Annotated in this window: 5 protein-coding genes; 1 reads left to right on the top strand and 4 read right to left on the bottom strand. The window is 66.3% G+C overall.

All coding sequences use genetic code 11. From position 1 onward, the window contains the following. Positions 1-6: 6 nt before the first annotated feature. From BMY68_RS09175 to BMY68_RS09190, 4 genes are all read right to left on the bottom strand, one after another. A complete protein-coding gene (locus tag BMY68_RS09175) occupies positions 7-1023 on the bottom strand; it encodes a GlxA family transcriptional regulator (RefSeq protein WP_085530568.1) in 1017 nt (338 codons plus the stop codon). Between the two features lie 221 nt (positions 1024-1244). Then, positions 1245-3128: a feruloyl-CoA synthase gene (locus tag BMY68_RS09180; protein ID WP_085530567.1), complete on the bottom strand. Its 1884-nt coding sequence runs from the start codon at positions 3126-3128 to the stop codon at positions 1245-1247. A 99-nt stretch (positions 3129-3227) separates the two neighbouring features. Further along, a complete protein-coding gene (locus BMY68_RS09185) occupies positions 3228-4676 on the bottom strand; it encodes an aldehyde dehydrogenase (protein ID WP_085530566.1) in 1449 nt (482 codons plus the stop codon). Between the two features lie 108 nt (positions 4677-4784). After that, the gene (locus BMY68_RS09190) at positions 4785-5615 is read right to left on the bottom strand and encodes a p-hydroxycinnamoyl CoA hydratase/lyase (protein ID WP_009044305.1); all 831 of its coding nucleotides are present in this window, start codon (positions 5613-5615) and stop codon (positions 4785-4787) included. A 213-nt stretch (positions 5616-5828) separates the two neighbouring features. Here BMY68_RS09190 and BMY68_RS09195 point away from each other — a divergent pair, with 213 nt between their 5' ends. After that, complete coding sequence (locus BMY68_RS09195) at positions 5829-6320, top strand: MarR family winged helix-turn-helix transcriptional regulator (protein ID WP_009044306.1); 492 nt, start codon at positions 5829-5831, stop codon at positions 6318-6320. Positions 6321-6408: the final 88 nt, after the last annotated feature.

A 6408-nucleotide genomic window follows, 5' to 3' on the forward strand; every position in this document is an offset into this window, starting at 1 on the left:
CCGCGATCATTTCACCAGGCGCTTTTCCTTCGACGGCCGATAGCCGAAATACGAGCTGTAGCACTTGCTGAAATGGCTCGGCGAGACGAAGCCGCAGGCCACCAGCACCTCGACCTGGGACAGTTCGGTGTGCTGCAGCAATCGACGCGCTTCGGTGATGCGCAATTCCAGGTAATAGCGCTGCGGGGTGGTGCCCAGCTGCTCCTTGAACAAGCGCTCGATCTGCCGCCGGGAACGCCCGGCATACTCCGCCAGCTGGTCCATTTGCAGCGGTTCCTCGAGGTTGGCGTCCATCAGATTGACCACCTCGCGCAAGGGCGCGCTCAACGACACATGCATGGTCGGCTTGATGCGCCGGTAGCGGGATTCCTCGAACGACAGGATGTCCTCGATGCCCTCGACCAGCGCCTTGCCGTGCAGTCCCTTGATCCACTCCAGGGCCATATGGAAGGCGCCGGCGGGACTGGACGCCGTGAGCCGGTCGCGGTCCACCACAAAGGCCTCGCTGGTGACATGGGTGACCTTGGAAATCTCCGCCAGCGCGGGACGATGCTCCGGGTGAATCGCACAACGGTAGCCTTCGAGCAGCCCCGCGACGCCGAGGAACCAGGCCCCGTTCCACAGCCCGGCCAGGGTGATGCCCAGTTCGGCGGCGCCTTTCAGCAGGCTGCTCAACTGCGGATCGGCCTTGAGCTCCGTGCGATAGCCGCCGCAGATCACCAGCAGGTCGAGGTCCTTGAGCGCCGCCGCGGTCAGGCGCGCATCGGGGCGGATCACCAGCCCGAGGTCGCTGGTGACCTCGCCGTCCTGCAAGCCAAAGGTCGTTGAGGAGAACAAGGCGGGACGCAGCAGGTTGGCGGTGACGATGGTATCCAGGGCCTGGGTGAAGGCCGGCAACGAGAAGTGCTCGAGCAGCAGGAAGCCCGCCCGCGCATGGGCCGCGGGCGCCACCCGCGCCTCCTCCAGGTAACGCAGGTTCTTGCCCTTCATGCAGCCACTGAAATCCCGTCGTTCAACCGCCATACACCCTCGCCTTTTTTACCCTGCCGAACGCAGATATCAGTGTACGTTGAATCCTGGCATCCACAGAAAACCCTGCTCGCACCACACGCCATCGCCCGGGCGAAGCGCAGCCGTAGGCTATAGAAAAAAGTCGCTGGCTAGAAGCGGGTTCAACTGAACGCCAGGGGCGTGGATTGGGCCACGGCACTGGCGACATTGCAGCCCTCAGGGGGCCGCGACACTCACCGGCCAGGCTCGGCCCGCAGGATCGAAGGCTCCTCGCCGCGATACAGCGCCTCGACCTTGTCGGCCCGCCACTGCAGCACCGCGCGCTGGTTGATCGAGCCCTTGTCGGTGATTTCCCCACGGTCGATGGAGGCCGGTTCGTCGAGCAGCGCGATCCACTCCAGGCGGCTGGCGTTGCCGCTGGCCTCGCGGTTGAGGCGTTGCAGCCAATCACCGAACCATTGCCGCACTGGCGCGCTGGCCAGGACCTCGGCATCGCTGGCGTTCGCGGGCAAGCCGGCCAGCCGCCGGCATTCGTACAACCGCGGAAACACCAGAGCCCCCAGGCACTCGCGGTCCGGCGCGGTCACCACCAGGTCCTGCACATAGGGCGAGCCTTCGAGCACCGCGCGATTGCGCAACGGGCCGACGCTGACGAACACCCCGGAGCCGAGCTTGAAGTCCTCGGCGATGCGCCCGTCGAACATCAGGCCCAGTTGCGGGTCGGCGGCGTCGACCAGCTTCAGCGCATCGCCGGAGCAGTAGAAACCCTGCTCGTCGAACGCATCGCTGGTCTGCTGCGGCGCGCGCCAGTAGCCCGGCATGATGTGCGGCCCGCGAAAACGCCCTTCCAGCTTGCCGTCCACCGGCACCAGGCGCACTTCGCAACCCGGGGCCGGCAGGCCGATATAGCCGGCCATGGACAAGGGCCCGGTGGTGAAGGTGCAGGACGGCGACGCCTCGGTCATGCCGAGCCCGGCCATCATGCGGATGCGTTCGCCGCAATGGGCTTGCGCCACCTGGTCGAGGCGGTCCCAGACCCTCTGGGACAGGCCAGCCGCGGCGAAAAAGAACAGTTTCATGCGTGAGAAGAAACGCTCGCGCAACTCGCCGTCCTGCTCCAGGGCATTGACCAGTTCTTCCCAACCCTTGGGCACCGTCAGGTAGGCGGTGGGGGCGATTTCCTTGAGGTTGCGCAGGGTTTCGGCAAAGCCCTGGGCCGTCGGCTTGCCGTCGTCCAGGTAAAAGGTGCCGCCGTTGTAGAGCACGATGCCGAGGTTGTGGCTGCCGCCGAAGGTGTGGTTCCACGGCAACCAGTCCACCAGCACCGGGGGTTCCTCGCCGAACACCGGGAAGGTCTGCAACAGCATCTGCTGGTTGGCGCAGAGCATGCGCTGGGTGGTGACCACCGCCTTGGGCAGCTTGGTCGAACCCGAGGTGAAGAGAAACTTGGCGATGCTGTCCGGGCCGGTGGCGGCGAACGCCGCTTCGGCTTCGGCGTCGCCGGGGTGTTGCAACAGACTGGCGAAGTCGCGCTGCGGCCTGCCCGCCACGGTGCCACGCACCACGATCAGCGGCGTGTCGCCCGGCAGCACGGCGTCGATTGCCCGCTGGAAAGCCGCGCCGTCGCTGACGAACACCAGCCCGGGCTGCATCAGGTCGCAAACATGCCGCAACTTGGCGAAATCCTGGGACAACAGCGAATAAGCCGGCGACACCGGGCAATAAGGAATGCCGGCATACATCGCCCCCAGGGCCAGTTGCAGGTGCTCGATATCGTTGCCGGAAAGCAACACCAGCGGCCTCTCGGCCGACAGGCCATACCCCAGCAGGCTCTGGGCGATGGCGCGCACGCTGGCCAGCATCTGCGCGTAGCTCACCCGGCGCCAGTCGCCGCCGTCTTGGCGCGCGGCGACAAAGGTCTGCTGCGGGCGCTCCCAGGCCCAATGCACCAGACGGTCCAGCAGGCGCCTCGGCAGCTCGGCCAGGGGCTCCAGGGAACGCATGTGCAGGATGCCCTGCTCTTCGCTGACCTCGACCGCGGGATGGGCGATGGTCACCTGTCGATAAGGCGGCGCGTCGGCTGCGTTCGGCGCTGGCGATCTGAATTCGGAATTCACGTGTTTGTCCTCCATCAAGGCCCATCGCCGGCGAACTCGGCCGGGGACCTGGCAGCCAGGGGCTGGGGCCTTGTGATTGTTGGGTCCGGGGGCCGGAGTTCAGATCGGGTAGTGCCGGGGACCGTTCTGCAGGGTAATCCAGCGCAACTGGGTGAACTGCTCGATGGCCGCCTTGCCGCCAAAGCTGCCGTAGCCGCTGGCCTTGACCCCGCCAAACGGCATCTGCGCCTCGTCGTGCACGGTCGGGCCATTGATATGGCAGATGCCCGATTCGAGCCGTTGCGCCAGGGCCAGGGCGCGCCCGGTGTCGCGGCTGAAGATCGCCGCCGACAGACCGAACTCGGAGTCGTTGGCCAGCCGTAGCAGGGCTTCGTCGCCCTCGCCGCGCAGCACCACCGCCACCGGCCCGAAGGACTCTTCGCGGTACAAGCGCATGGCCTCGGTGACGCCGTCGAGCAAGGTCGGCTGCAGAATGCTGCCGGCCAATTGGCCACCGGCGACCAGGGTCGCGCCCTGCTCCAGGGCGTCGTCGATCAGCCCCTTGATGCGCGTGCCGGCACTGGCGTCCACCAGCGAACCGAGCACCGAGTCCGCGGCCTCCGGGTTGCCCGCCGGCAAGCTGGCGATCTTCGCCGCCAGCCTGGCGACAAAGTCCTCGGCCACCCGGGCATCGACGATCAGGCGCTCGGTGGACATGCAAATCTGCCCCTGGTTGAAGTAGGCGCCAAAGGCCGCGGCCTGCACCGCGGCATCCAGGTCGGCATCCTCCAGCACCAGCAGCGGTGCCTTGCCGCCCAGCTCCAGCAGGGCCGGCTTGAGGTGCCGCGCCGAAAGCTCGCCGACAATGCGCCCGACCCGGGTCGAGCCGGTGAAGTTGACCCGGCGCACCGCCGGGTTGGCGATCAGCCGCTCGACAATGGCCGGGGCATCCTCGGGCGCGTTGCTGATGACGTTGACCACGCCGTCACCGAGTCCGGCCTCCTGCAACACCTGGCCGATCAGCCGATGCACCGCCGGGCTCAGCTCGGACGCCTTGAGCACCACGGTATTGCCGCAGGCCAGCGGCATGGCGATGGCGCGGGTGGCGAGGATCACCGGGGCGTTCCACGGCGCGATGCCCAGCACCACGCCGCACGGCTGGCGCAGGGCCATGGCGAAGCTGCCGGGGACATCGGAGGGGATGACCTCGCCATTGATCTGGGTGGTCATGGACGCGGCTTCGCGCAGGATATTCGCCGCCAGCTGCACGTTGAAACCGTACCAGTTGGCCATGGCCCCGGTCTCGCCGGCGGCGGCGATGAACTCCGCGCTGCGCGCCTGCAATTGCCCGGCCGCGCGCAGCAGGCGGCTGCGTCGCTCATTGGGCGCCAGCGCCGCCCAGGCCGGGAATGCCGCCTGGGCCGCGGCCACGGCGGCGTCCGCGTCTTCCAGGGTGGCGGCGGCGACGCGCGAGACGACTGCGCCGGTCACCGGGTTACGCCGTTCGAAGGTTCGACCGTCGCGGGCGGGGCACGACTGGCCACCGATCAGCAGGGGCACGTCCAGCATGGTGATTCCTCTTTATTGTCTTTATCGGGAATACAGTGGAGCGGTTCACGCCAGCGCCTGGGCGCTGCGCCGAACAGCGGGCGGGCACTGCTGCCCGCCGGGTTGCCATCAGCGCTTGTAAGCCTGCAGGCCGGGCTTGATGCTCTTGTCGTCGAGGAACTGCTTCATGCCCTGCTCGCGGCCGCCTTCGGTGTCCAGCAGGCGCGACTGGTCGAGCTTGGCGTACAGGTAATCCTCGTTCTGCTCCCAGGTCAGTTCGCGGCAGCGCTTGAAGCCATGCTTGGCGGCCCGCAGCACCACCGGGTTCTTCTCCAGCAGGTTGCGCGCCAGCTCGACAGTGGTTTCGCGCAGTTGCGCAAGCGGCACGCTTTCGTTGACCAGGCCCATCTCGGCGGCTTTCTGCCCGCCGAAGGTCTTGCCGGTCATGATGTAGTACAGCGACTGGCGATGGCCCACGGTGTCGGCCATGGCCTTGCTCACCAGGTTGCCCGGCGGGATGCCCCAGTTGATTTCCGACAGGCCGAAGGTCGCTTCATCGGCGCAGATCGCCAGGTCGCAGGCCACCAATGGGCTGAAGCCGCCGCCGAAGCACCAGCCGTTGACCATGGCGATGGTCGGCTTGGCGTACATGCGCAGCAGTTTCCATTGCCACTGCGAGGCTTCGCGGCGGATCTTTTCCTGGAGGATTTCCGGGCCGGCGTCCACTTCGCGAAAGTACTCCTTGAGGTCCATGCCCGCGGTCCAGGCTTCGCCCGCCCCGGTCAACACCAACACGCCGGCGGCCGGATCCTGCTCCAGCGTCTCCAGCACATCGACCATCTCGCGGTTCAGGGTCGGGCTCATGGCGTTGCGTTTTTCCGGGCGGTTGAGGATGACCCAGGCGATCCCCTCTTCGATCTCGACCTTGACGGTTGTCCAGCGACCTTCGTAGTTGCTCATGGCGATTGCTCTCTTTGTTCTTGGCTTGAGATGGGCAAAAACTAAACCGACAAATTAGTTATGTCAATTAACTATTAACAAAATTAACCAAGCTTTCACAGATGCCCGAAGCGCTTCAACGCCAAGGCATCGGCCATCGGTCATGGCTATCCCCGGACAATCCCGGCAGACTAGATAGTCTTATTAACCGCCAGCCCGAGGATTTCCCCTGCAATGGCCAAGTCTTCCAACAAGATAGCCACCGCCGCCGAGGCCCCCGTCGCCGACAGCGAAACCCAGGCGCCCCTGGACTCCGCCCTGGACGACCTGATCGGTTATGCCATGCGCCGGGCGCAGCTGAAACTCTTCCAGAACCTGATTGGCCGCCTGTCGAGCCACGACCTGCGGCCGGCGCAGTTCTCGGCCCTGGCGATCATCGAGCAGCATCCCGGGCTGATGCAGGCCGACCTGGCCCGGGCACTGGCCATCGAGCCGCCGCAGGTGGTGCCGCTGCTGAACAAGCTGGAAGAACGGGCGCTGGCCGTGCGGGTGCGCTGCAAGCCGGACAAGCGCTCCTACGGGATCTTCCTCAGCAAGACCGGCGAGACCCTGCTCAAGGAATTGAAGCTGATCGCCGCCGAGAGCGACCAGGACGCCACCGCCTCCCTCGACGACCAGGAACGCGAAGAGCTGCTCAGGCTGCTGAAAAAGGTCTACCAGCAGTAGCCGCCAGCCCTGCGATCCCTGTAGCCGCTGCCGCAGGCTGCGATCGGCGGCGCAGCCGTCGCAACCCGGCCAACGCCTTTATTCAGGC

Origin of the sequence: Pseudomonas sp. NFACC41-3, from assembly GCF_900109505.1 — a bacterium.
In the GTDB taxonomy this organism is placed as follows: domain Bacteria; phylum Pseudomonadota; class Gammaproteobacteria; order Pseudomonadales; family Pseudomonadaceae; genus Aquipseudomonas; species Aquipseudomonas chlororaphis.